General features: G+C 58.4%; 25 protein-coding genes. 9 read left to right on the forward strand and 16 right to left on the reverse strand.

The window, feature by feature from the left end; translation table 11 throughout:
- Window positions 1-6: 6 nt before the first annotated feature.
- On the reverse strand, window positions 7-1,149 hold the full coding sequence (glf, locus tag NLY33_RS14435) for a UDP-galactopyranose mutase (protein ID WP_023696341.1): 1,143 nt from the start codon (window positions 1,147-1,149) through the stop codon (window positions 7-9).
- A 2-nt stretch (window positions 1,150-1,151) separates the two neighbouring features.
- Window positions 1,152-2,324 carry a glycosyltransferase family protein gene (locus tag NLY33_RS14440; RefSeq protein ID WP_023704621.1) on the reverse strand — a complete coding sequence of 391 codons (1,173 nt, stop codon included), beginning with the start codon at window positions 2,322-2,324 and terminating at the stop codon, window positions 1,152-1,154.
- 353 nt (window positions 2,325-2,677) lie between these two features.
- Here NLY33_RS14440 and NLY33_RS14445 point away from each other — a divergent pair, with 353 nt between their 5' ends.
- Complete coding sequence (locus NLY33_RS14445; protein ID WP_023668035.1) at window positions 2,678-3,595, forward strand: glycoside hydrolase family protein; 918 nt, start codon at window positions 2,678-2,680, stop codon at window positions 3,593-3,595.
- A 290-nt stretch (window positions 3,596-3,885) separates the two neighbouring features.
- Here the strand turns inward: NLY33_RS14445 and NLY33_RS14450 are convergent, their stop codons facing one another.
- Window positions 3,886-4,188 carry a hypothetical protein gene (locus NLY33_RS14450; protein ID WP_155929678.1) on the reverse strand — a complete coding sequence of 101 codons (303 nt, stop codon included), beginning with the start codon at window positions 4,186-4,188 and terminating at the stop codon, window positions 3,886-3,888.
- A 17-nt stretch (window positions 4,189-4,205) separates the two neighbouring features.
- On the opposite strand from NLY33_RS14450, the gene NLY33_RS14455 reads away from it, so the two are divergent.
- Together NLY33_RS14455 and NLY33_RS14460 are read left to right on the forward strand one after the other, a co-directional pair.
- Window positions 4,206-4,715, forward strand: a complete 510-nt coding sequence (locus NLY33_RS14455) for a pyridoxamine 5'-phosphate oxidase family protein (RefSeq protein WP_023704622.1) — start codon at window positions 4,206-4,208, stop codon at window positions 4,713-4,715.
- A gap of 40 nt (window positions 4,716-4,755) precedes the next feature.
- Window positions 4,756-5,355: a cupin gene (locus NLY33_RS14460; RefSeq protein WP_023704623.1), complete on the forward strand. Its 600-nt coding sequence runs from the start codon at window positions 4,756-4,758 to the stop codon at window positions 5,353-5,355.
- Window positions 5,356-5,455: 100 nt separating this feature from the next.
- Here the strand turns inward: NLY33_RS14460 and NLY33_RS14465 are convergent, their stop codons facing one another.
- The 6 genes from NLY33_RS14465 to NLY33_RS14490 form a co-directional block, all read right to left on the reverse strand.
- Window positions 5,456-5,752 carry a SemiSWEET family sugar transporter gene (locus NLY33_RS14465; protein WP_023687830.1) on the reverse strand — a complete coding sequence of 99 codons (297 nt, stop codon included), beginning with the start codon at window positions 5,750-5,752 and terminating at the stop codon, window positions 5,456-5,458.
- Between the two features lie 15 nt (window positions 5,753-5,767).
- Entirely contained in the window at window positions 5,768-6,334 is a 567-nt protein-coding gene (locus NLY33_RS14470) for a hypothetical protein (protein ID WP_023707697.1), read from the reverse strand.
- Between the two features lie 113 nt (window positions 6,335-6,447).
- Complete coding sequence (gene xth, locus NLY33_RS14475) at window positions 6,448-7,224, reverse strand: exodeoxyribonuclease III (protein WP_023704625.1); 777 nt, start codon at window positions 7,222-7,224, stop codon at window positions 6,448-6,450.
- Window positions 7,225-7,292: 68 nt separating this feature from the next.
- Entirely contained in the window at window positions 7,293-7,505 is a 213-nt protein-coding gene (locus NLY33_RS14480) for a hypothetical protein (RefSeq protein WP_245259911.1), read from the reverse strand.
- Window positions 7,502-7,657 (reverse strand): hypothetical protein, encoded by a 156-nt coding sequence (locus NLY33_RS14485; protein WP_155923545.1) that lies wholly within the window; start codon window positions 7,655-7,657, stop codon window positions 7,502-7,504. The genes NLY33_RS14480 and NLY33_RS14485 overlap by 4 nt, the downstream gene beginning before the upstream one ends.
- Window positions 7,658-7,720: 63 nt before the next feature.
- On the reverse strand, window positions 7,721-8,248 hold the full coding sequence (locus NLY33_RS14490) for a YciE/YciF ferroxidase family protein (RefSeq protein WP_023704627.1): 528 nt from the start codon (window positions 8,246-8,248) through the stop codon (window positions 7,721-7,723).
- Between the two features lie 423 nt (window positions 8,249-8,671).
- Here NLY33_RS14490 and NLY33_RS14495 point away from each other — a divergent pair, with 423 nt between their 5' ends.
- On the forward strand, window positions 8,672-10,072 hold the full coding sequence (locus NLY33_RS14495; RefSeq protein ID WP_023704628.1) for a phospholipase D family protein: 1,401 nt from the start codon (window positions 8,672-8,674) through the stop codon (window positions 10,070-10,072).
- A gap of 91 nt (window positions 10,073-10,163) precedes the next feature.
- Here NLY33_RS14495 and NLY33_RS14500 read toward each other — a convergent pair whose 3' ends face one another.
- Together NLY33_RS14500 and NLY33_RS14505 are read right to left on the reverse strand one after the other, a co-directional pair.
- Window positions 10,164-10,460: a hypothetical protein gene (locus NLY33_RS14500; protein WP_023704629.1), complete on the reverse strand. Its 297-nt coding sequence runs from the start codon at window positions 10,458-10,460 to the stop codon at window positions 10,164-10,166.
- A gap of 73 nt (window positions 10,461-10,533) precedes the next feature.
- Window positions 10,534-11,526: a YihY/virulence factor BrkB family protein gene (locus NLY33_RS14505; protein ID WP_023681152.1), complete on the reverse strand. Its 993-nt coding sequence runs from the start codon at window positions 11,524-11,526 to the stop codon at window positions 10,534-10,536.
- A gap of 414 nt (window positions 11,527-11,940) precedes the next feature.
- Here NLY33_RS14505 and NLY33_RS14510 point away from each other — a divergent pair, with 414 nt between their 5' ends.
- Both NLY33_RS14510 and ligD read left to right on the forward strand, forming a co-directional pair.
- Window positions 11,941-12,234 carry a hypothetical protein gene (locus NLY33_RS14510; protein ID WP_023687836.1) on the forward strand — a complete coding sequence of 98 codons (294 nt, stop codon included), beginning with the start codon at window positions 11,941-11,943 and terminating at the stop codon, window positions 12,232-12,234.
- Window positions 12,235-12,399: 165 nt separating this feature from the next.
- The gene (gene ligD, locus NLY33_RS14515) at window positions 12,400-15,042 is read left to right on the forward strand and encodes a DNA ligase D (protein WP_023687837.1); all 2,643 of its coding nucleotides are present in this window, start codon (window positions 12,400-12,402) and stop codon (window positions 15,040-15,042) included.
- Here ligD and NLY33_RS14520 read toward each other — a convergent pair.
- Together NLY33_RS14520 and NLY33_RS14525 are read right to left on the reverse strand one after the other, a co-directional pair.
- Window positions 15,022-15,906, reverse strand: coding sequence for an alpha/beta fold hydrolase (locus tag NLY33_RS14520; protein ID WP_023707698.1), 885 nt, complete (start codon window positions 15,904-15,906; stop codon window positions 15,022-15,024). The genes ligD and NLY33_RS14520 overlap by 21 nt on opposite strands.
- A 182-nt stretch (window positions 15,907-16,088) precedes the next feature.
- Window positions 16,089-16,559 carry a GFA family protein gene (locus NLY33_RS14525; protein ID WP_023707699.1) on the reverse strand — a complete coding sequence of 157 codons (471 nt, stop codon included), beginning with the start codon at window positions 16,557-16,559 and terminating at the stop codon, window positions 16,089-16,091.
- Between the two features lie 192 nt (window positions 16,560-16,751).
- Here NLY33_RS14525 and NLY33_RS14530 point away from each other — a divergent pair, with 192 nt between their 5' ends.
- Together NLY33_RS14530 and NLY33_RS14535 are read left to right on the forward strand one after the other, a co-directional pair.
- Entirely contained in the window at window positions 16,752-16,976 is a 225-nt protein-coding gene (locus NLY33_RS14530; protein WP_023687840.1) for a hypothetical protein, read from the forward strand.
- Window positions 16,977-17,262: 286 nt separating this feature from the next.
- Window positions 17,263-18,756 carry an alpha,alpha-trehalose-phosphate synthase (UDP-forming) gene (locus NLY33_RS14535; RefSeq protein ID WP_023704631.1) on the forward strand — a complete coding sequence of 498 codons (1,494 nt, stop codon included), beginning with the start codon at window positions 17,263-17,265 and terminating at the stop codon, window positions 18,754-18,756.
- A gap of 548 nt (window positions 18,757-19,304) precedes the next feature.
- Here NLY33_RS14535 and NLY33_RS14540 read toward each other — a convergent pair.
- A complete protein-coding gene (locus NLY33_RS14540) occupies window positions 19,305-19,481 on the reverse strand; it encodes a hypothetical protein (protein WP_023707700.1) in 177 nt (58 codons plus the stop codon).
- A 24-nt stretch (window positions 19,482-19,505) separates the two neighbouring features.
- Here NLY33_RS14540 and NLY33_RS14545 point away from each other — a divergent pair, with 24 nt between their 5' ends.
- Window positions 19,506-19,769, forward strand: coding sequence for a hypothetical protein (locus NLY33_RS14545; protein ID WP_023681159.1), 264 nt, complete (start codon window positions 19,506-19,508; stop codon window positions 19,767-19,769).
- A 223-nt stretch (window positions 19,770-19,992) separates the two neighbouring features.
- Here the strand turns inward: NLY33_RS14545 and NLY33_RS14550 are convergent, their stop codons facing one another.
- Together NLY33_RS14550 and NLY33_RS14555 are read right to left on the reverse strand one after the other, a co-directional pair.
- Window positions 19,993-20,283 (reverse strand): hypothetical protein, encoded by a 291-nt coding sequence (locus NLY33_RS14550; RefSeq protein WP_031197822.1) that lies wholly within the window; start codon window positions 20,281-20,283, stop codon window positions 19,993-19,995.
- A gap of 2 nt (window positions 20,284-20,285) precedes the next feature.
- Window positions 20,286-20,840 carry a response regulator gene (locus NLY33_RS14555; RefSeq protein WP_050588792.1) on the reverse strand — a complete coding sequence of 185 codons (555 nt, stop codon included), beginning with the start codon at window positions 20,838-20,840 and terminating at the stop codon, window positions 20,286-20,288.
- Window positions 20,841-20,850 lie beyond the last annotated feature (10 nt).

The following is a 20,850-nucleotide window of genomic DNA, read 5'->3' on the forward strand; positions in this document are numbered from 1 at the left end:
AAGAAACTATCTTCTCGGCTCGGCCAACAACGGCTCGTCCGTGCGCGCCCAGGCCGGGAGGCTTTTTTGGATGCGCGCGAAAGTGGCCAGAGCCTGTCCGACTACCTGGTCCATGTTGTAATAGCGGTAAGTTGCAAGCCGACCGACAAACCAGACGTCTGGGCAGCTTGCCGCGAGCGCTTCGTAGCGCTTGTAGAGCACTTCGTTTTCGGGCCGGGGCACGGGATAGTACGGGTCCCCGATGTCCGTGGGGTATTCGTAGGTCAGGCTGGTCCGCGAACTCTGCTGGCCGGTCAGATGTTTGTACTCGGTAATGCGCGTGTAATCTTCCGTCTGGGGATAATTGACCACGGCAACCGGCTGAAATTGCTCGCAATCCAGTGTAACGTGCTCGAAACGAAGCGAACGGTACGGAAGGTGCCCGAGCTGCCAGCCGAAATATTCATCGATCGGGCCGGTATAAACCATGCGCCTGAACGGTATCTTCTCACGAATTTCACGGAAATCGGTCTGCAGCATGATCTTGATATTCGGATGGTCGAGCATGCGCTCGAACATCCGCGTGTACCCGCCGGCCGGCATTTTCTGGAAGCTGTCGCTGAAATAGCGGTCGTCACGGTTGGTCCTGGTCGGCACTCGTGCCGTCACGGATTTGCTCAGCTGACTGGGATCGACGCCCCATTGCTTTCTTGTGTAGCCGCGGAAGAATTTTTCATAGAGCTCGCGCCCCACGGTGCTGACGACGACGTCCTCAGCCGTTCGGACATCCTCCACCGTTTCGCGTCGCGACGCGAAGAAATCCTCCAGCTGTGCCGAGGTCAGGTCTAGCCCGTAAAGCCGGTTGATGGTGTCGAGATTGATCGGGATGGGAACCAGTTGCCCGTCCACGGCCGCCAACACCCTGTGCTCGTACGGCCGCCATTGCGTGAACTGCGAAAGGTGGTCCACGATCGTTTGGCTGTTGGTGTGGAAGATGTGCGGGCCGTAGCGATGGATGAGGATGCCGGCTTCATTGTAGCAGTCGTAGGCGTTGCCTCCCACATGGCTGCGGCGATCGATCAGCAAAACGCTTTCCTGACGCTGCGACGCTATCCGTTCGGCAAGCACACTGCCGGCGAAACCCGCGCCGACGATCAGCCAATCGAACATGGCTATGCACTCCTGCGAAGGGGCACGACCTTCTTGCGTTGGTAGGCGCGCTCAATGTGAGCTGCCATGGCATTCCATGTCCGTTCCCAGGACATGTCCGCAAGATAGGCATCGACTTGCTGCAGGAGCATCTGACGCGGTCGCGAAAGGACGGAGCGCAGCTTGATTTCCAGATCGTCACAGTCGGCGATTTCCACCAGCCCGGCAGCACCGTAACTGCGCACCACGTCGACGATTGCCGTCGAGATCACCGGCAGACCCGCCGCGAGAAATTCCGGCGTCTTGGTCGGGCTGATGAAACGCGTCGCCTCGTTGAGGGCAAACGGCATCCATCCGGCGTCCCAATGGCGCAAATAGTCGGGCAGATCGCAGTAGGCTTTCGGGCCAAGCCAATGCAGGTTTTCGGCTTGCGGCAGGCTTGCAGGGTCGATCTTGACAACCGGACCGAGCATGACGAAATGCACGTCCGGCATTGTCTTTGCCGCTAGCGCCACGAGATCGACGTCCAGCCGCTCGTCGATGACGCCGAAATATCCAACCCTCGGGGAAGGAATGCCCGCCTGGTCGGCTGGGTCCCTTCCTGGCCGTCTTGCGGTGTGAAAGTGCCTCACATCGATGCTGCTCGGAAATGGAAAGATGGCGGGATGGAGGTGACGCTTGGTCTCGAACAAGCTTAGACCACCGGTGAAAACCAGATCCGCGCGGCGCAGAAGCGCCTTTTCCATCTGGCCCAGCTCGGGGGGCGCATTCCTGAACGCAGAGAGTTCGTCCATGCAGTCATAGACGCATATGTCTGGGTCGAGGAATTCCGTAAAGCGAAGAGCCATTGGGGTGTAGTACCAGGCGATCAGCCGGCTATGCGGCATAGAAGCGATGGTCTGCTGCACAAATCTCCGCTGGACGGCATCTGCTTTCGCGGCCGACGTGCCAAGCGGCAGCACTGGTGTGACAATCAGAATGTTTTCCGATGCCACGCTCGTCCGCATCAGCGGCTGCGGCAATTCTTCGAAAACGGGTTCTTCAAAGTAGACCACTCGCTGCTGAGCGGATGCGAGAGTGAGGAGATGCTGCGGACGCTGGTGAACAAAATTCCATCGTAAGTGGGAGAAGCAAACCAGTATATTTTCGCGACGAACATATTGACTGCCGGTTACCCCGCCAAAGGCCGCTTCCATTGACATACTCCCTCTGTGACACTATTTATGTTACGATTAACATTTGTTAATCGCGAATGGAGAGAACTACTTAGTTCCAGCTCCTAACTTTCGATCAGGTGAGTTGTTCCAACTGAAATGAAGAAGGCCCGGTCGCCCGCTTGGTCCACGCACGAAGCGGGATCTGGTTGCGGAGGCGAGGGCGGCTGTCGGGACCCGGCCGCCACTGAAAGCGTGGTTGAACGACGAATGCTGGTGGACAGCGGCATTGCCGTATTTGCGTTCAACTCGTTGGCTATAGAATGTGCCTAACATCAATGATTCGCCTGTATCTCTGCGCGTCTCCGACTGCCGAGGCGAATTCCGGGGCTGACATGAACATCAACTTTGAAACCAACGTTTTTCCACTGTTTCATCCGCAAAGCGTGGATGATCTCAAGGACCCGTGTCCTGTCTTCGATGGCCGTGTCTGGCACGTCTTCGGGTCAAGCGGCACGGTCACCACCGAGACGTGGAGAATCTTGCATGCCACGGCGCCCGATCTTTATGGGCCGTGGGCCGAGCATGATCCGATCGAACTTCCAATCAACGGCACTGGTGTTGCGGCTCCCGGTGTGACCCACGAGTGCGGCGTCTTCCACATGTTCATTCAGACGGAATTCATGAAGTCGGGTGGCCGTTGCGAGCATGCGGTTTCCAACGACGGGTTCCATTGGGTAGTCCTCAGTCCGGCCATTCTGGCCATCCCGGACACGGAAGAGGACGGCATTTACGATCCGCATCCAGCAGTCATTGGCGGTGGGCGCTACCTGGTTTATTCGGCTATGCCAAAATTCACCAGGGTGCCTCAGCCCGACATCTATCTGGCACGTAGCCAGTCCGACTCGTGGTTCGGTCCGTGGAAGCGGATCGGCAAAATCCTCGACCACAACGATGTTCCCCACCATAACACCAGAGATGATCCCGACTACGAATGGGGCATTGAGGGCGCGCAACTGATCGAGCTGCCGGACGGCCGGGTGCTTCTCAACGCCACTTGCTTTCTTCCGAATGGCCTTCGGGGAAACCGGCAACGGGTGTTTTTTGCCATCGCCGACGAGGTCAGCGGGCCTTACGTTTCGATCGGCCCGGTGCTGGAGCCAGGTCAACCGGGCGAGAACGGCCACTCGACAGTGATGATCGATGGCAGTCAGCTTTCACTGTTCTACCAGAGCCGGGTTGCCACAACCGATCACCGATGGCGCTATGGTTTAGCCAGATGCGACGTCGCTCTCTTTTCAAAGGTCGCGTAATTTCCAGGCTGCCATTAGCGCCTTCAGGCGGATGCGCGTCATGCGGCCATGAAACTCCTGAGGGTTGAAGGTGATCCGCGTCGGTGACGGCAAGTAAAGTGTCATCCGACGCAGTAGGAGACACGACATGGCCGATGCGGATTGACGATTGCCGCGATCGCACTTGGCGGGCGGCAAGTCGGGAAGGCCGGCCCTAACTCTGTCGCTTTTAGCGAAATGACTTGAGCCGTTCGTCAATTTTCTCCGTGGCATTGATGACACCGCCAGATGCCCTGCCAATGAGCTCATAGCTATTTCTTCGGTCCCTTGACAGGGAATGTCGCGTCGCCGTCTTTTTTGCCGGAGATCACCCGCGGATCGGCGCTGGCGACGCCATCGCTTCCGCCGCCCTTGTGGTCCTTTTCCGACTGACCCTTTGCGTCCTGCTCGGGTGTCCGTTTTGATGTTCGAAGCGTCTTGTCCGCCATCATGGCCTCGCGTTTGCCATCCAAACTTCCGGCAATTTCGAAAGTTCCACCGCCGCTTAGCAGGTCGAAGGAACCAGTGAGTTGGAACGTCGTGGCGGGACGTGAGTTGTCAGCAAGGATATTCACCCGCAGGAGGACATCTTATGGCTAACCCCCGAGAGCAGCAGACGGACCTCACGCCCGCCGAGGCAACAGACCGCATCTGGGAACTCGCCGAAAACATCGACGTCTGCATGTTCGTGACCTGGGACGGCGAGTACAATCGAGCCCGTCCGCTATCTGCGCGTGTGGTCCGTGAGGAAAACGCCATATACTTCCTCGTCAATGACGACAGCGCCAAGAGCAAGCAGCTGTCGACCTATCCAAAGGTCACATTGGCCTGGAGTGACAACAGCCACTACAAATACGTCACGATGTCAGGCCCGGCCACAGTGACAAATGACAGGGAAAAGATCGCCGAGCTCTGGGAGAAAACTGACTCAGCCTGGTGGGATAATGCCGATGATCCCGAGATTCGTCTGATAACGGTGAAACCCGAGGAAGGCGAATTGTGGGACAGCCCGGGGCTAATGATGGCTACCGCAACGATGGTGTTTGCGGCCGTTACCGGCGCCAAGCCGAATGTGGGCGACAACGCAAAGGTCGAGCTCTGAGCGAGCGGCTAAACTAACCTCTGCTTTAGAGGCAGCGTCGATGAGCATTTTGGAAACCAGCAAGAAATTGATCGAGAACGTCACCGGTTTCGCAAGACCGCGCAAGCAAGCTGTCGCCGGATTTGTGAGGCAGCGAAAGTCGAATGAGTTCTGGTTCAAGGATGATGGACTTGTACCCAATAATCCAGCATGGCCGCTCGTCGTTTATCGAGGCGCCGTCGAATTGCCCGAAGGACTTGATCCAGCAGCCGTCATGGAGGTGCTTTTCGATGCAAACGGATGGGGCGATAGCTGGCGAAACGGCATCTATGATTACGTTCACTATCATTCGCAAATACACGAGGTTCTGGGCATTGCCCGCGGAAATGCTGAAGTCCGGTTTGGGGGCAAGAAAGGACGAACGCTGTCGCTGAAGGCTGGCGACGTCGCGGTCCTCCCGGCAGGCACCGGGCACCAATGCCTCTCGGCATCCGATGATTTTTTGGTTGTCGGCGCGTATCCTCCGTTTGGGACTTATGACGAATGTAGGAGCAAGGATCAGCATAGCGATGCGCTCGCAACCATCCCCAAGGTGGGGCGTCCGCGCAAGGATCCTGCATATGGTAGCCAAGGTCCGCTTCTGAAAAGTTGGAAGCGCTAATGCATGTCGCTCAAAAGTGGCTCCGGTTTTGAGACGACGAGATGCATAAAACAAAGACCCAAAGCGCGCGTTTTCTGAGTCCGTTCAAACGCGACGCGCTTTAGTCGTCGGGGTCGAAAGCCTTGGCAACTGCGTCTTTCTCAGCCTGCGGCAGGACTGTCATTGTGAGAATGAAGGCTGACAGCAGGAGACAGACGCCATTCGTGATTATGATCGGCCACTCTGCCTTCATGATGCCGAAGGCCAGCCACAAGGCGAAGCCCAACACAGTGATGGCATACATCGGTGCGGAGATGCCGCTTGTCTCTCGTGTCCTGATGATTTTCCAGGCTTGCGGGGTGAAACTGCTCATCGAGCAGACGGTCGCGAGATAGCCGATGAGCGTGACTGTCTGCATTGAAGCGGCCCTGACCTACGTCGCAGATACGCGCTTGAGATCAGATACGCGGACCACGCCGTGCTGGCTGACAAAGGTCAGGGTGGAGTCCGTGCTCTGGCTCTGCGAAACACCGGATATGCGATGGTCGCCTGTGTCATAAATCTCCATCTTTCCATGATCGTCGATGACCAGGCGGCTTTGCTCAGGAAACGCTGCGTAGCGCATATTGTTTTGAGAACCAGCGGCAGACGGGCTCCCAAACTCCTCAGGCCACCATGAGCCGGCGTGGGCCATAGCTGCAGAACGATAGCTCGTGTCGTCGCGTTGTGGCTTGGCGGGATGATCGCGCAGGTAGGCCGAGAGCTCCGCCGCGATAGTGTTGAGCTTCGCCTTGAGGCTGTCATCGAACATGTCGCCGACCATCGTCAGGCCGGAGGACCATTGTGACATTCCTCCGAAGTCGACGTGGCTGAACTGGGCCATGGTTCCACCACCACGCCGCAACGCCTCAAGGACAGCCATGACAGCGCCATCAGTGACGCCATGCTGGCGTGCAAGGCGCGCAATCAGTTCAGCTTCCTTTTGAGTGTTTGTCATCATTGCGTCCTTTGAATCGCTTGGCGCCGGCAGTCCTCATTGTTGGCGATAGACATGCGGCCAAATCTAATCACGAAGGAGCGCCACCAGGTCTTCAGGCTCCTTGCCGAGGAAGCTCAATCAAGTTCTATCCAGGCTGGCGCATGATCGCTCGGCTTGTCCCATGCACGCGTTTCGGCATCTACTCCGGCATTCTTCAGGCGATCCAATAGGGATGAACTCAGCAAGAGATGGTCCATCCGGAGCCCGGAACTCCGATCGTACCCGCCGCGGTAGGAGAAGTTCCAATAGGTGTAAATTCCCTTTTCTGGATGAATGCGACGGACGGCATCGATCCAGCCCTGAGCAAGCATTTCGGCGTACGCGCTCCGGCTCTCGGGGAAGTAAACGGCATCGCCAACCCAGCGCCCCGGCATCGCCGCGTCGATCGAGCCTGGAACGACGTTATAGTCGCCGCACAGGATGGTCGGTGAGCTATCGCCCAGCAGCACCTGGCCATAGGTGATCAAACGTTGGAACCAGCGAAGTTTGTAGTCGAACTTCGGCCCCGGCGCTGGATTGCCATTAGGCAAATACAGGCAGCCGACAACAAGCCCATTCACATCTGCCTCGATGTAGCGGCTGTGCGAATCGTCGGGATCGCCCGGCAGACCTCGACGACGTTCCAGCGGCTCAATCCCGCGAGCGAGGATTGCCACGCCATTGTAGGACTTCTGTCCGTGCCAGATTGCGCCATAGCCGGTGTTTCTAATCGCATCGACGGGAAATTTTTCGTCAGAGGTCTTCAGTTCTTGAAGGCAGACGATGTCATAGCCGGTTTCGCCAAGCCACTTGAGAAGCACTGGCAGTCGGCCGTTGACGCCATTGACGTTGAAGGTTGCGATGCGGGTCATCTCGACGATTTAACGTCTTTGCGCCGCTTCGATGCGACATAGGGTCGGTAGCCAAATCTTGCCTTTTGTCATCGTCCATCTGCATTTTTGCTCGAAGCATTGGTGCTTTGACCGGAAGCAGCGGATGTCTTTGCATCTTTGGAATGCGCGGCAATCGCCGGACCCGCGCCGGTAGCTTTACGCATATCGCCGCTCCCCTTGCCGTCAGTCGATTTCTTGCTCAACAGTCCTGAGAAATATTTTCCAAAGAAGCCCATCCGACTCTCCATCTTGGCGCTCATTCGGCGACTTTGCGGGCCCTGAACTCATCTCTGCGCTGTTCTCGCAACTGCCGAGGATCGCTGCGCGAACCACCAAGGGCGCGGCGCCTGACCAGCGCGGCCGAACACTCAAGCAGGAAACATTCCAGTCCTTTGTAGATATGCGTGACCATGTCCTTCATCTCCCGCGACCGCCTCGGCACATGGGTCGCCGAGGCGGTTGGGTAGGCGATCAATCAAGCCGCTTTCCGTTCTGCCGCTCGTTCGTTGACGCCGGCTTCACCGAGGGCAGTCAGCGCCTCGTCGGTGGCCTTCTCCTCCTCAAGTGTCGCATTGAGGAGCGCAACCACGTCATCCTTGCCGAGCGTCGTAGCCCAGGCAATCAGGGTTCCATACCTGGCAATCTCATAGTGCTCCACGGCTTGCGCGGCACCGACGAGCCCTGCATCGAGCGAAGTCGAACCCTTGTACTCCTGAAGGATTTCAGATCCTTCCTCCAGGATGCCGTCGATCGCCGGGCAGGTTTTGCCGCGCGCGGCCGCGCCGAGAATCTCGAAGACCTCCTCCAGACGTTCGACCTGCCCCTCGGTTTCAGCGAGGTGCTTCTCGAATGCTGCCGCAACTTGCTGTTCGGATGCGCCTTTGGCCATCTTCGGCAAGGCTTTCAGAATTTTCTTCTCGGCATAGTAGATGTCTTTGAGGCCATCGAGGAAAAGGTCCTCCAGGTCCTTGTTGTTGCCATTGGCTTTCTTGGCAGTGGGCATTGTGCCGTCTCCTCTGTTGAAAATTGCCCGTCGCGAGCATTTTCTTAACTCGGAAACCCGAACCCGGTTCCGGGATAATGGAGATATCTAAATTTAAAGGGTCCTGCGCTTCACTGAGAACAACGACCACGTCATTCTCGTCGAAGAGCCGCGGCGGGGCGCACGCCATCGGGCTCCCGCCAACGGTCGTGCGGTCTGAGGGCCTGGGACTGCAGGAGACGCAAGTACCGCAGCGGCAGCAGAGCAGTCGGGGCAACGCCTCTCAAGCCTCCTGACCGCTCTGCAGCCGCTTGATTGCTGGCCCTGCTTGCATCCAGGAATTGGGTGATTGGACGCTGCGTATGCAACCAGAATACCTCAGAATGGTTCTAGCTATGATTTGAGCGGGATGGCAGCGAGCGCCGTCCAAAGGTGGCAATTTTTATGGACGTATCACTTTCGCGAACCGCAGACGACAACATCAAAACCGGCAAGAGCGGCTTGCTGCTTGTCTCGGACAATTATGACGCTTTCGCTGTGCGCGTGCTGGCGGCAAGGAGCGCTGAGGGCAGCCTCGACCTGATGTATTACCTTTGGCATGATGATCACACCGGCCGCTTGCTGCTTCGCGAGGTTTTTCGAGCTGCTGAGCGCGGTGTTCGGGTACGCATGCTCCTTGACGACGTCAATCCGCATAAAAATGATGCGGCATATCTGGCGCTGAACAACCATCCAAACATCGAATTGAAGTTGTTCAATCCGAGCGGTATCAGGCGCGGCCGGATCATGCGTGGTGTGGAAGTGCTGTTGCGGCTCTTTGCATTGACGCGACGGATGCACAACAAGGCTTGGATCGTCGACGACAAATTTGCCATTGTCGGCGGTCGGAATGTTGGCGATGCCTATTTCGATGCGGCAGAAACCAATTTCCGGGACCTTGACCTGCTGCTCCTGGGGCCTGCGGTACGGCAAACCGCGGCGATATTCGATGCCTTCTGGGCTTGCAATGAAGCCAAGCCAATCAAAACCCTGGGATCAGTGGCTGAGCATGAGCATGCCAAATGGCTTGAAGGAAGCGATACCGGCCCCGATCCCAAATTCCTGAACGGCATCGGCAACCGGGGCTCGATCACAGAGTTTATTGCGGCCAGCAACGACGTTCATTGGGTGGATGGCGTGCGGGTCATTTCCGATCCGCCGGAGAAGGTTCGTGGTTGGAGACGTCGCAGCTGGCTTATGAAAGAGCTGCGTCCGATCATCCAATCCACGCGCGGGTGTCTGGAAATTGTGTCGCCCTATTTCATCCCCGGCAAAAGGGGCACAGCGATCTTGCTGGACCTTGTCGGCGCCGGTGTTGACGTTTCGGTTCTGACCAATTCCTTGGCCGCCACGGACGTCGCCGCAGTCCATGGCGCTTACGCAAACTATCGCAAGCGGCTGCTGAGGAATGGCGTCAATATTTTCGAGCTTCAGCCGTTCAACCGGCGCTCCGCAATCTCGGTGTTTGGCTCGAAGGGCGCCAGTCTGCATACGAAAGCTTTCACCGTCGACGACAATATCGGCTTCGTCGGTTCCTTCAATTTCGATCCACGGTCAGTGTCCTTGAACTCGGAAATGGGCGTGCTGTTTGAGGATCCGAAATTGGTCGCCGAGCTGCGGCATCGATTCCAATCGGAAATATCTCCGGAAACAAGCTATCGGCTCGAACTGAAGCACAATGTTCTGCATTGGCATGGATGCGGCGAAGGCAAGATTCAGGACTATACGCATGAACCAGAAGCCGGATTTTTTCGCCGTATCCTGGCGGTCTTCGTCCGTCACCTCCCGATCGAATCTCAGCTCTAGCATCCGACGATGGCCGAGGACCTCGGGATCTCAGCAAATTGCCCTGCCGGGGATCGCGTGAGCGAAACGTGAAACCCTGATCTACCACGGGTCAGCCAGACCGCATCACACCCGGTTCTTCGACAATCGCGTCGCCAATCCCATGCTGTCCGGCGTCCGGATCACTCGGCAACACGTCGGAAAAATTGACTGTGGCGACCAGGTATCCGGCTTCATCGTAGACCTTGATAGTCGATCCCGATTGCTTGGTTCCTGACCCAGGATCCCCCGCCACCGCTACGCGCGCCATCTCTATTGCTCTCGGACTGGCCATCTCCGCACTCGCTAGCTCTTCCTCGAGAGCGGTAGTCTGGCCGGATACTGTCGTCTCAAAGCGGAATTTTGGCATGGGCAACCTCCTGTTCCTATGCAATTCCGGTGTCCGGGTTGCGTTCCAAAGAAACAGAATTGGTGGGAAGCAGCTAAGATCGCCGCGATGGCCAGACCCGTGTCGCCACGAAGGTCAGCAAACCCGTGATCACAATCCAGGCCTGCACCTCGCGTTGGATAGTTGGCCCAGGGTTCGATGTCTGTCGCGACGGGCTCTCTGCCTCCACTATCGGTTGAAGGTCGGACCGACTGCCGAGACGGACGGAATAGGCCCGCGTGAACTCGGCGCCGAGCAGGAATATCTCAGACGAATAGTAAACCCAAAGCAGCACGACCAGCAGTGCACCCGCCGCGCCATAGGAGGATGCGATCGCGCTGGTTCCGATATACCAGCCAATCAGCGACTTGCCGATGGTGAAGAGCAAAGCGGTCACTGCCGCGCCAATTGCGACATCGCGCCAAGCGAGCGACCGGTCCGGCAGGATCTTGAAGATCGCGGCAAACAGAGCGGAAATCAGCACGAATGATACAATGCCGTTTATCGACGCGAGAATGATGGTGCCGAACGGCAGATGGGCGTTGATGACAGCGCCAAGCGCGGAAATGGCGGCACTCGCCGCCAACGACACAAGCAGTAGAAATCCCAACGCTGCAACCAGACCCAGGCTGGCCGCCCGCGCCCGCACCAATCGCGACACAGACATGGGTGGTGGGTCAATCTTCCAGATTGTGTTGAGCGAAAGCTGCATTTCGCCAAACACCCCGGAGGCTGTCACGAAGAGGGTGACGATGCCCACCAAGGTGGCAAGAGTGCCGGCGGTTCTGTGAGAAGCGCTTTCGATGGTGCTGCGCAGAAGGTCGCCGGTTTGCGATCCCATCACGCCTGCGATTTCGGCCGACAGAGCGAGTTGAGCTGCTTCATGCCCAAAGACAAGTCCAGCAATCGCAACAACGATCAACAAGATCGGGGCCAGGGACGTAACGGCATAGAACGCCATCGCCGCACCGTGGCTGAGGGCATTGTCGTTGATGAATCCGAGGATGCTCTCCTTGCCAAGAACCCAGGCTTCGCGTGCCACCCGCATGGGGAATTCCTTTTACCTCAACGAGCAACCTAGTGCTGTCGGCAACGAAAGCGAGACCTGCCGCCAGTGCGCGAGGCGCGATTGCCGAGACACGCCCGCTTGTCTCTGCACCAACGGCCAGAAATGTTCCATGCGGCGCCGGAACTCGCCGGGCTCGTAATGGTTATCGGTCATCCGATTGGAGTGATCAAAAATGCCTGATAATGAAAACCGTCGCGAGACCGGCGCAACGAAGTACCCGGCTAGAACAGGTCCTGATCCTTCGGATGCGTTCTCTCAGGATGCGGCCGGCAACAAGAAACCCAAGAGTGGGGTCGGTCTGACGCGGCCAGTCAATGAGGTGGATGACAAGACGCACCAATCCGATGGCCAGAACGCCCCGGCGAGGCCGGGCAGCGGAAACACGGTCAAGCCATGAACGTTGCCAATCTTCAGCTTGAAGGGTTGATGATGGCGGTCGCGTCAATCAACAACCTGCTCGTTCACAAAGGTCTGCTGTCAATTGACGAGATCGATACCGCCCTGCGAAAGGCAGAGGCGTCCATGACAGGTGACGAGCGGACCTACGAAGACATGTCACCGGCCAACCGTGACGCGATCTGCTTCCCGATCAGGCTTCTGCAGATCGCAAACAACGCGCAAGGCGAACTGGACATCCCACCATTTTCAGAGCTTGCAAAAATGGTTGGGCAAACCAAGGAACCTTAACGTCAGCGGTGACGACATGACGTGTAATCTCCGTGAAGGCCTACATTTGACGGCGATGCCACTCTGAAGCGGAAAAGCAGCATCGGCGCCGTCTCGGCCATGAACCGAACCAAATCTCACCCACTGCGTTGAGTCCGGCGTTGCGTCATTAGTCGGGGCACTTCCATGAAAACGGGCGAGCTTTCAACCTACCGGGCCAAAAGGGACTTCGCGAAGACGAAAGAGCCCAGCGGCGAAAGCTCGATTGCGGGTTCGAATCGACTTCGGTTTGTCATCCAAAAACACGCGGCCACGCGGCTGCACTATGATCTTCGCCTCGAGCTTGGCGGGGTCTTCAAATCATGGGCTGTGACCAAAGGTCCATCACTGGATCCTCACGACAAACGACTTGCCGTGGAGGTTGAGGACCACCCGCTGGAGTACGGCGACTTCGAAGGCACAATTCCCAAAGGACAATATGGTGGCGGCACGGTGCAGTTGTGGGATCGCGGATATTGGGAACCGGAAGGCGCCATGTCTCCCGAAAAGGCGTTGGAAAAAGGCGACCTGAAATTCACGCTGCAGGGCAAGCGCCTGCATGGAAGCTTCGTCCTCGTGCGCATGAAGCATGACCGCAATGGCGGGAAGCGGACCAACTGGCTGCTGATCAAACACCGCGACAAATACGCGACAGAGGGCAATGGCGATGCGGTGCTGGCTCAGGATCGATCCGTCGCCTCGGGTCGGAGCATGGAGAGGATTGCAGCGGGGAAGGGGGCAGGTCCGAAGCCGTTCATGATGAAAGGTTCATCGTTGGCCGATGCGGATGCCGTTTGGGACAGCAAGCGCGGCCATGCCGACAAGCGCGCCGCCAGGTCGGCAAAGCCTGCTCCGCGGCCGAAGCGAGCCGCTGGTGCCTCAGCGGCGAAGATGCCCGACTTCATCCCACCACAGCTTTGCGCAACGCTTTCCCGGCCGCCGGCCGGGACGAACTGGGTTCACGAAATCAAGTTTGACGGTTATCGCGTCCAGTTGCGCGTGGAAGACAAGGACATCGCCCTTAAGACCCGCAAGGGTCTTGACTGGACGGAGAAATTTGGCGCCATCGCAAAGGAGGCCGCCAGCCTCCCCAACGTCATCATCGACGGCGAAATCGTAGCGCTTGGCGAGAACGGCGCGCCCGATTTTGCCGCACTGCAGGCGGCGCTGTCGGAGCGCCGGACGAAGGACCTGATCTACTTTGCTTTTGACCTGCTCTTCGCAAATGGCGTCGATCTGCGAAAGATGCCTCTCTCACAACGGAAGGAACGTCTGAGCGAGATGCTCGGCGAAGTCGATCGCGGCGCGCAAAATCTCATCCGCTATGTCGAGCACTTCAGCAATGGCGGCGACGCGGTGCTGCGTTCTGCCTGTCGCCTGTCGCTTGAGGGGATTGTCTCCAAAAAGGCCGATGCAACCTATGTTTCGGGGAGGACCGACACCTGGGCCAAATCGAAATGCCGCGCCGGGCATGAGGTGGTCATCGGCGGCTGGTCGACGACCAACGGCAAATTCCGGTCATTGCTCGTCGGCGTCAATCGCGGTGAACATTTCGCCTATATCGGCCGTGTGGGGACCGGATTCAGCGAGGCAAAGGTCAAGCAGCTGATGCCCAGGCTGCAGGAGATGAAAGCCGCGACGTCGCCGTTTACCGGCGACGGCGCACCGAAAAGGAATTCAACCGTCTTCTGGACGAAGCCGGAATTGGTCGCGGAAATCGAGTTCGCCGGCTGGACCGGGGGTGGCAATATCCGGCAGGCCGCCTTCAAAGGCCTGCGTGAAGACAAGCCCGCAAAAGACGTCGAGGCCGAGCGTCCAGCCGATCCTCAAGAGACGCCGATTGCCGACCCTGCCAAGGTGACTGGCAAGACAGGAAAAAGCCCGGTTGTCATGGGCGTCATCATTTCCAAGCCGGACAAGCCGCTTTGGCCGAATGCCGGCGACGGTCAGCCCGTCGACAAGCTCGATCTTGCAGAATATTTCGAGACCGTTGGCCCCTGGATGATCAGACATATCAAAGGTCGTCCCTGTTCACTCGTGCGCGCGCCGGATGGCTACGCTGGCGAGCAGTTTTTCCAGCGCCACGCAATGCCAGGCACATCCAATCTGCTGGAACTGGTGAAAGTCTTCGGCGATCACAAACCGTATCTGCAAATCGACCGCGTCGAGGGTCTGGCCGCGATCGCCCAGATAGGCGGCCTTGAGCTTCACCCCTGGAATTGCCAGCCGGGTCATCCCGAAATGCCTGGCCGACTTGTCTTCGACCTTGACCCTGGTCCGGAAGTCCCTTTTGCGAAGGTGGTCGCGGCTGCCAAGGAAATGCGCGATCGTCTCGAAGATCTGGGCTTGGTGAGCTTCTGCAAAACCACGGGCGGCAAAGGCTTGCATGTCGTGACGCCATTGGCGGCCCAACGCAGCAAGACGACATGGGCCGAGGCCAAGGCCTTCGCAAAGGCCGTCTGCATCCAGATGGCGGCAGACAGCCCGGATCTCTACCTCGTCAACATGGCCAAGAAGCTGCGGACATCCCGGATTTTTCTCGACTATCTCAGGAATGATCGCATGGCGACAGCCGTCGCCCCTCTCTCCCCTCGCGCCAGGGAAGGCGCGACTGTATCCATGCCGCTGACCTGGAGTCAGGTGAAGGCGGATCTCGATCCGAAAAAATACACCGTTCGCACGGTCCCGGGCCACCTGAAAAAGACCGTCGCCTGGGCTGACTACGACGATGGCGAACGGTCGATCAGCAGTGCCATCAAACGGATCGGTTCAGCCAAGCTCGCCGCATGACGACGTCGGTTCGCGCAAGAACGCCATGACGGCTGCGGCTACCGCCTCGGCTGCTTCTTCGGCCATATGATGTCCGCTTTCGATCGGTTGGCCCTTCAGTTCGGTGGTCCAGGGTCGCCAAACATCGAGCACGTTGCCGTAGAGTGCCTCAAGGTCATCGCGGGCGGACCAGAGCGCCAAGGTCGGGCACGCGACCCGGCGACCAGCTTTCCTGTCGTCGGTATCGTGCAATTGATCGATGGCCAGACCTGCCCGATAGTCTTCAAGCATGCCGTGAACAACATTCGGATCGTGGATTGCGTCCTTGTAGTCGACATAGGCCTCAGCCCCCATGGACTCGGCTGAGCCGCCATACCACGCGTCAGGATCGGCCATGATTGCGCGTTCGGGCTTGTCCGGCTGTGCAAAAAAGAACCAGTGCCACCAGAGCTTCGCAAAGCGGGCGTCGCAGCGTTCGAGGGCTTCCAGGATAGGGACGCTGTCCATGACGATCAGATGGCTGATCGCCGACGGGTGATCCATGGCTGTTCGGAACGCTGTGTAGCTGCCGCGGTCATGGCCTGCGATCGCAAACCGGCGAAAGCCGAGATGTCCCATGAGAGCAATGCAGTCCCTGGCCTTGGCACGCTTGGAGGATCCAGCATGGTCCACGGCGTCCGCCGGTACCGAGGACTGGCCAAAGCCCCTCAGATCGGGGCAGACAACTGTGTGGTCGGCGGCGAGAAGTGGGGCTACCCGGTGCCAGGTAACGTGCGTCCGAGGATGGCCATCCAGCAAAAGAAGCGGCGGGCCTGAACCTCCATACCTGACTCGCAGTGAGGACTCGGGCAGATCCACGGTCTCTAGCTTGAATCCTTCAAACATCCGCTTCTTTGTCGTCAGACTGTGAAAACAAGTCCCGCATGTCCATCTTCAACCCACGCCGGTGAAATTGGTTTCGGGCATTTGTCCGTTTGGAGATCTCTCTCATTCCAATGGTTCGGCCGCCGTTCCGCCAGCCCTGGCGCTGGCTTGCAGGTACGACGCCCGAGATCCAGCCTCCTGCCTCACCGGTCTCTGGGATTGCCCAGGGCGGGGTCGCGCGCCCGGGTGTAGCCCTCGACGCGAGGCAAACCGTCATCCATCCTGATAAACGGCAGCCGCATTTCCCAATAGGCCTGGGCTTGGGGATGGTACTTCTCGGGCGCGTCCATGAATCCGATCGAGATGTAGAACTCATTTGGCAAGCCTTCATCGGTGTACCCAATCGAGGTGCCACATTCCGAACAGAAGGAGCGCACGACGCCCCTGGTTTTCGAAAATGTTTTTGGTTTGGAGCCGAGCCAATCGACCTGATCTGGACGATAGCCAATCCAGATCGTCAGTGGGCTGCCGATCGCTCGTCGGCAGTCATCGTCGTGGTCGAAACAAATCCAAAAGGGATCGCCACTGAATTCAGCTGTGATGGCTCCGCAAAAGCAATGCCCTTGATCAATCCGGGCCGGTTTTCTGACCGTCGTTCGGGGTTTGTCGTCCATGGTAATCTTCCGGCCAGCGTGGTGGCGTAACGCCGCGGACGGCAAGCAGTTCCTTTGGACGTCACAGAGCCGCAGATGCGCGCAACCGGCGGGCTGCTGGTCAATATCATTTGAGGCAGATCAGGCCTTAATTTGTTGGGAACATTTTTTCAGGTCCGCACTTTGTTCGCCGTCTGACCAAAGGAGGCGACCTTGAAAACACGACGCGTCGACAGGGAAAAGATCGAGAGGGCGGATCGAGAAGCCAAGTTGCTGTTGGAAGCGGAGCGGCATGCCAGGGAAGCCAAGACGGCGCGGCTTAGAGAACAGCGACAGTTGTTGGAGGCATCGATAACGCAGACCCCGCCCGCGCCCGTAGCCGCAAAGCAGCCGCCCCGCCAACGAAAGCCGACGCGCAAGGTAATCGAGGTGGACTGACGGTTTGGTCACTTGGGGCTTTTGCCAAGGTGGGGAGTTGATATGACAGGGCAGGGGATCCGGCAGCATGAATACCAAAGCGGTAAGTCCGGCCGTCGCCAAAGCGGCTGCTCGGCGTGCTGGATCGGGGTCTCATCACCGGTGTGTCCGACGACGATCCTGCGAGAGCCGCTGAAAAAGGCGCCCGAGCGGGCCGAGAACCAGCGAATCCGGCTGGACACTTACGTCGGGAACAATCGCACGCGCGGACCGTTCCCCAAGCGATCTTCACGCTCAGGATTTGCTCTTGTTGCAGCGACCGGATGAAATTTTCAACGAGGCCTCGCAAACGGTTGGTGATCCCCTTGAGCGCGACGCCTTAGGTGGGGAGGCTGAGCTAACTGGCGATCGCGCCATCCCGCGTCGTCTGGTTGTCGTCTCGAACAGGCTGGGGAACATTCGCGATCTGTCGCAAGCCGGCGGACTTGCTGTAGGCATCGGGGATGCGTTGGCCGAGCGTGGAGGCCTGTGGCTAGGAGCAAGCGCCGAGTATCAGGACTACGCCGCGAGCGACGAACCGCTGATCCGCTTGGAACGGGTGGGAAAGATCGAGACGGCTGCGCTTACCCTGCCCTATGAGGAGTATTCGCTCTATTACAATGGCTATGCCAACAGCACGCTGTGGCCGCTTTTTCATTACCGACTCGACCTGGTGAACCACCGGGCAGAGTTTCTACACGCCTACCGGCAGATCAATGCGCGGTTCGCGAAGGCGCTCGCAGGACTGCTGTCGGGCAACGACGACCTGGTGTGGGTTCACGACTACCACCTTATCCCCTTGGCCGCCCAGTTGCGGCGGCTGGGAGTCCGGAATCGGATCGGGTTTTTTCTTCACATACCGTTCCCGCCGCCCGACCTGTTTGTAGCCACGCCCGACCATGAAGAACTCATCGATGATCTGCTTCAATATGACGTCGTGGGGTTCCAGACCGAAACGGACGTGGGGAATTTCCGGCGCTCAGTGCAGGCGGCCAACTCCACTACTTTTGATATCAATGGTTCGGCTGAGATGAACGGCCGCACGGTGTTATCGAGGTGTTTTCCGATAGGCATCGACGTCGATTCAATCGCACGCATGGCCAATGAGGCGGCGGAGGATGTGCAGATCGATTCCATGCGCCGCCAGATTCTGGGCCTCAAGCAAATCATCGGCGTCGATCGGCTGGACTACTCCAAGGGTCTCCCCGGCCGCATGCAGGCTTTCGCGCGTCTTTTGGAAAGGCATCCGGAACACGAGCGGGCGGCAACCTATTTGCAGATTGCGTCGCCGACGCGCGAGGAGGTCAGCGCCTATGCCGACATCCGGGCCCAGCTTGAAGCAACCGCCGGCGCGGTCAACGGAAGATACGCGGATTTGGCTTGGACCCCGATCCGCTACATCCACCGTGCCGTATCACGCTCTCGGCTTGCTGGCCTGTTGCGCGCTAGCCAGGTCGGATTGGTCACGCCCCTGCGTGACGGAATGAACCTCGTCGCCAAGGAATACATAGCCGCGCAGGACGAAGCCGACCCCGGAGTGCTGATTTTGTCGCGTTTTGCAGGTGCGGCTGAAGAACTTGCCGAATCCTTGATCGTGAACCCGTATGCGGTCGACGAGGTTGCCGATGCGATCGCAAAAGCGCTCGCGATGCCGCTTGAGGAAAGAATTGCAAGGCATAGTGCACTGCTCAAGCGCATCAGGCGCAATGACGCAGCAGAATGGCGGCGGTCATTTCTCGCCACGCTCGCGGGCGAGAACTAGCGCCTGGCATCGATGCCTGAATCCGTCCGTGTGTCACGCGTCCCACACGGTCATAGCCCGGCAATAACCCGGCTGGCCTAGCAGTTCGAAAGGCCTTGAAGCTGATCATGTACCTTGTCAGCCCGCATCAGAAACTTTTCGCTCGTTGCCGGAAGCGCGATAGCCCGCCTCAATCGGTGGACTATCGAAGGTTCCACGGAACACACCGCCGGTCCGGTCGTTTGGGCTCTGATAGGAGATCTGCGATGACAAGGAACCCCACGCGAAAGGACAGTGATCTCTCTGAAAAAGAGGCAATCAAGTTGGCCGAAGTCACCGACGTGTCACCCGGGCAGGCCAAAGAGCTTGCAGCCGAGCACGGCAAAGACGGCGCCAAGAAGGAAGCAAGAAATTACAAGGCGGAGGGCTGACTATGGCGGCCAGTGGATCCGCAAACGACAGAGACGCACGAGCCACCCTCTACGCACAAGGCGTAATGGAAGCCGAGCGCAAGGCGCGGGAAGAGAAAACGGCGCGATTGCGCAAAGCCCGTTTGGCGCACGAGGCGATCAATCCGCCTGCACCCGAGCGGAAACCGGCAGTGCCGAAAGCCCCAAAGCGGGCCGCCAAACCAGGCAGCCGAAAAGCTGGAGAAGATTAGCTTCAGCTTCTTCGGCTGTGCCGGCGGCACGCGTCGGGGAAGAGCAGACCGTGCGGTCGATCTGCACGATAAATTTGTACTTCATCGAATGACACAAAGGAGTCCAGTGATGACGGAGCATGTGTCCCGGAAGGAAGAACAGCGTGGCACCCGAAATGTACTCGGGTGGGGCGTCGTCATTGCGGCTGTGATCTTCGTCGCACTGCTAGCCTTCTTTGTGTTCATACCCCTTTCAGGCGGATCGTGGCAGACATCGCCAGTAAAGCGCACCCCGGAACAGAACCAAGGCGGCAATGCCCCCGCCGAGACATCACCCGCGCCCGGCGTTAAAAAGAACCCGCAAGAAAATACCGAGATGCCAGGGCAGCAGTGATCGACCTTGGGCTGCGACCCAAGTTGGCCTGATCTTCCTGGTCGTCTCATCGGCGTCATGATGGGATCAGGGCCTTCTGGGCGCAGGAACCGCTGAGCTATTGAGACTGGGTTTCGCCCACATCGAGCGCAGAAAGATTACCGCAGCAGCATCGGTCTGGCGAACGAGGCGATCACGCCATCGTGGAACTCGAGGCACATCAAGATGCCTAGCTGCAGGCCGTTCAGTTGGGATTTTTCAGCTGCTTTGACAACAGCAGTTGCTGCTGCAGCTCAAGGGCGAGCTTCAACAGCCGTTCAGGTGTTTCCTCTTCCGCGATTTCGTCGAGCAGCGCTGCGAGTGCGTCGCCCTCAACAGGATCGCGGAATGAGTCAGGTTTGGTTTGCGGAGGTTTGGCCACGAGGATTTCTAGCAGGAATGCGGCCGTATTTGCAAGACGAAGCGAAGCGCTCTTGGGGAGGGGTACCGTAGCGGGGGCGGTCGACAGGGCGGCCTGCGGCAAACTATCGGACAATCTTAATTCATGATGCCAGACCTGTCGTTGCGGAGCACCTCCTCCATGAGTGTATTGAGCCATTCGCTCAAGGGAAGGTCATGCCGCGTCGACAACCGCTCCTCCAGCGCCGCCTTCAATGTCCGTTCGACGAGGCGATCGGCCGCCTGTGGGTCGCCCAGCAGCAGCCGCGCGGACAGCCTCAGTTTTGGAAGAGCGCGGAAAACATTGTCTTCACCAAGCGCTGTTGATTGCGCGGCGAGGATCCCGGCAACCGTCCTGAACCCGGCCGGCTTGGAGAGGTTTTGGGTGTACCGGAACCGCTCCGGTAGGGTGATCTGATCGTTTCCGGAGAAGAATACGAACGGGATGCCTCTGTCCGTCAGCTCATCGGCGAGGGGAAAAACAGTCTCACCGTTAAGATCGATGTCCAGCACCGCCCCGTCCGCTGAATCGATATATCGTCGAGCCCGGCTGACTGACGACACCGGCCCCAAAACGGTCGCCCCACAATCGCTGAAATAAGAGGCAAGTTCGCTTGCCAGCAAGAATTCGTCCTCGACGAGCAGAATTCGCATGCCTAATAAC

Source organism: Mesorhizobium sp. C432A (assembly GCF_030323145.1).
Lineage (GTDB): Bacteria > Pseudomonadota > Alphaproteobacteria > Rhizobiales > Rhizobiaceae > Mesorhizobium.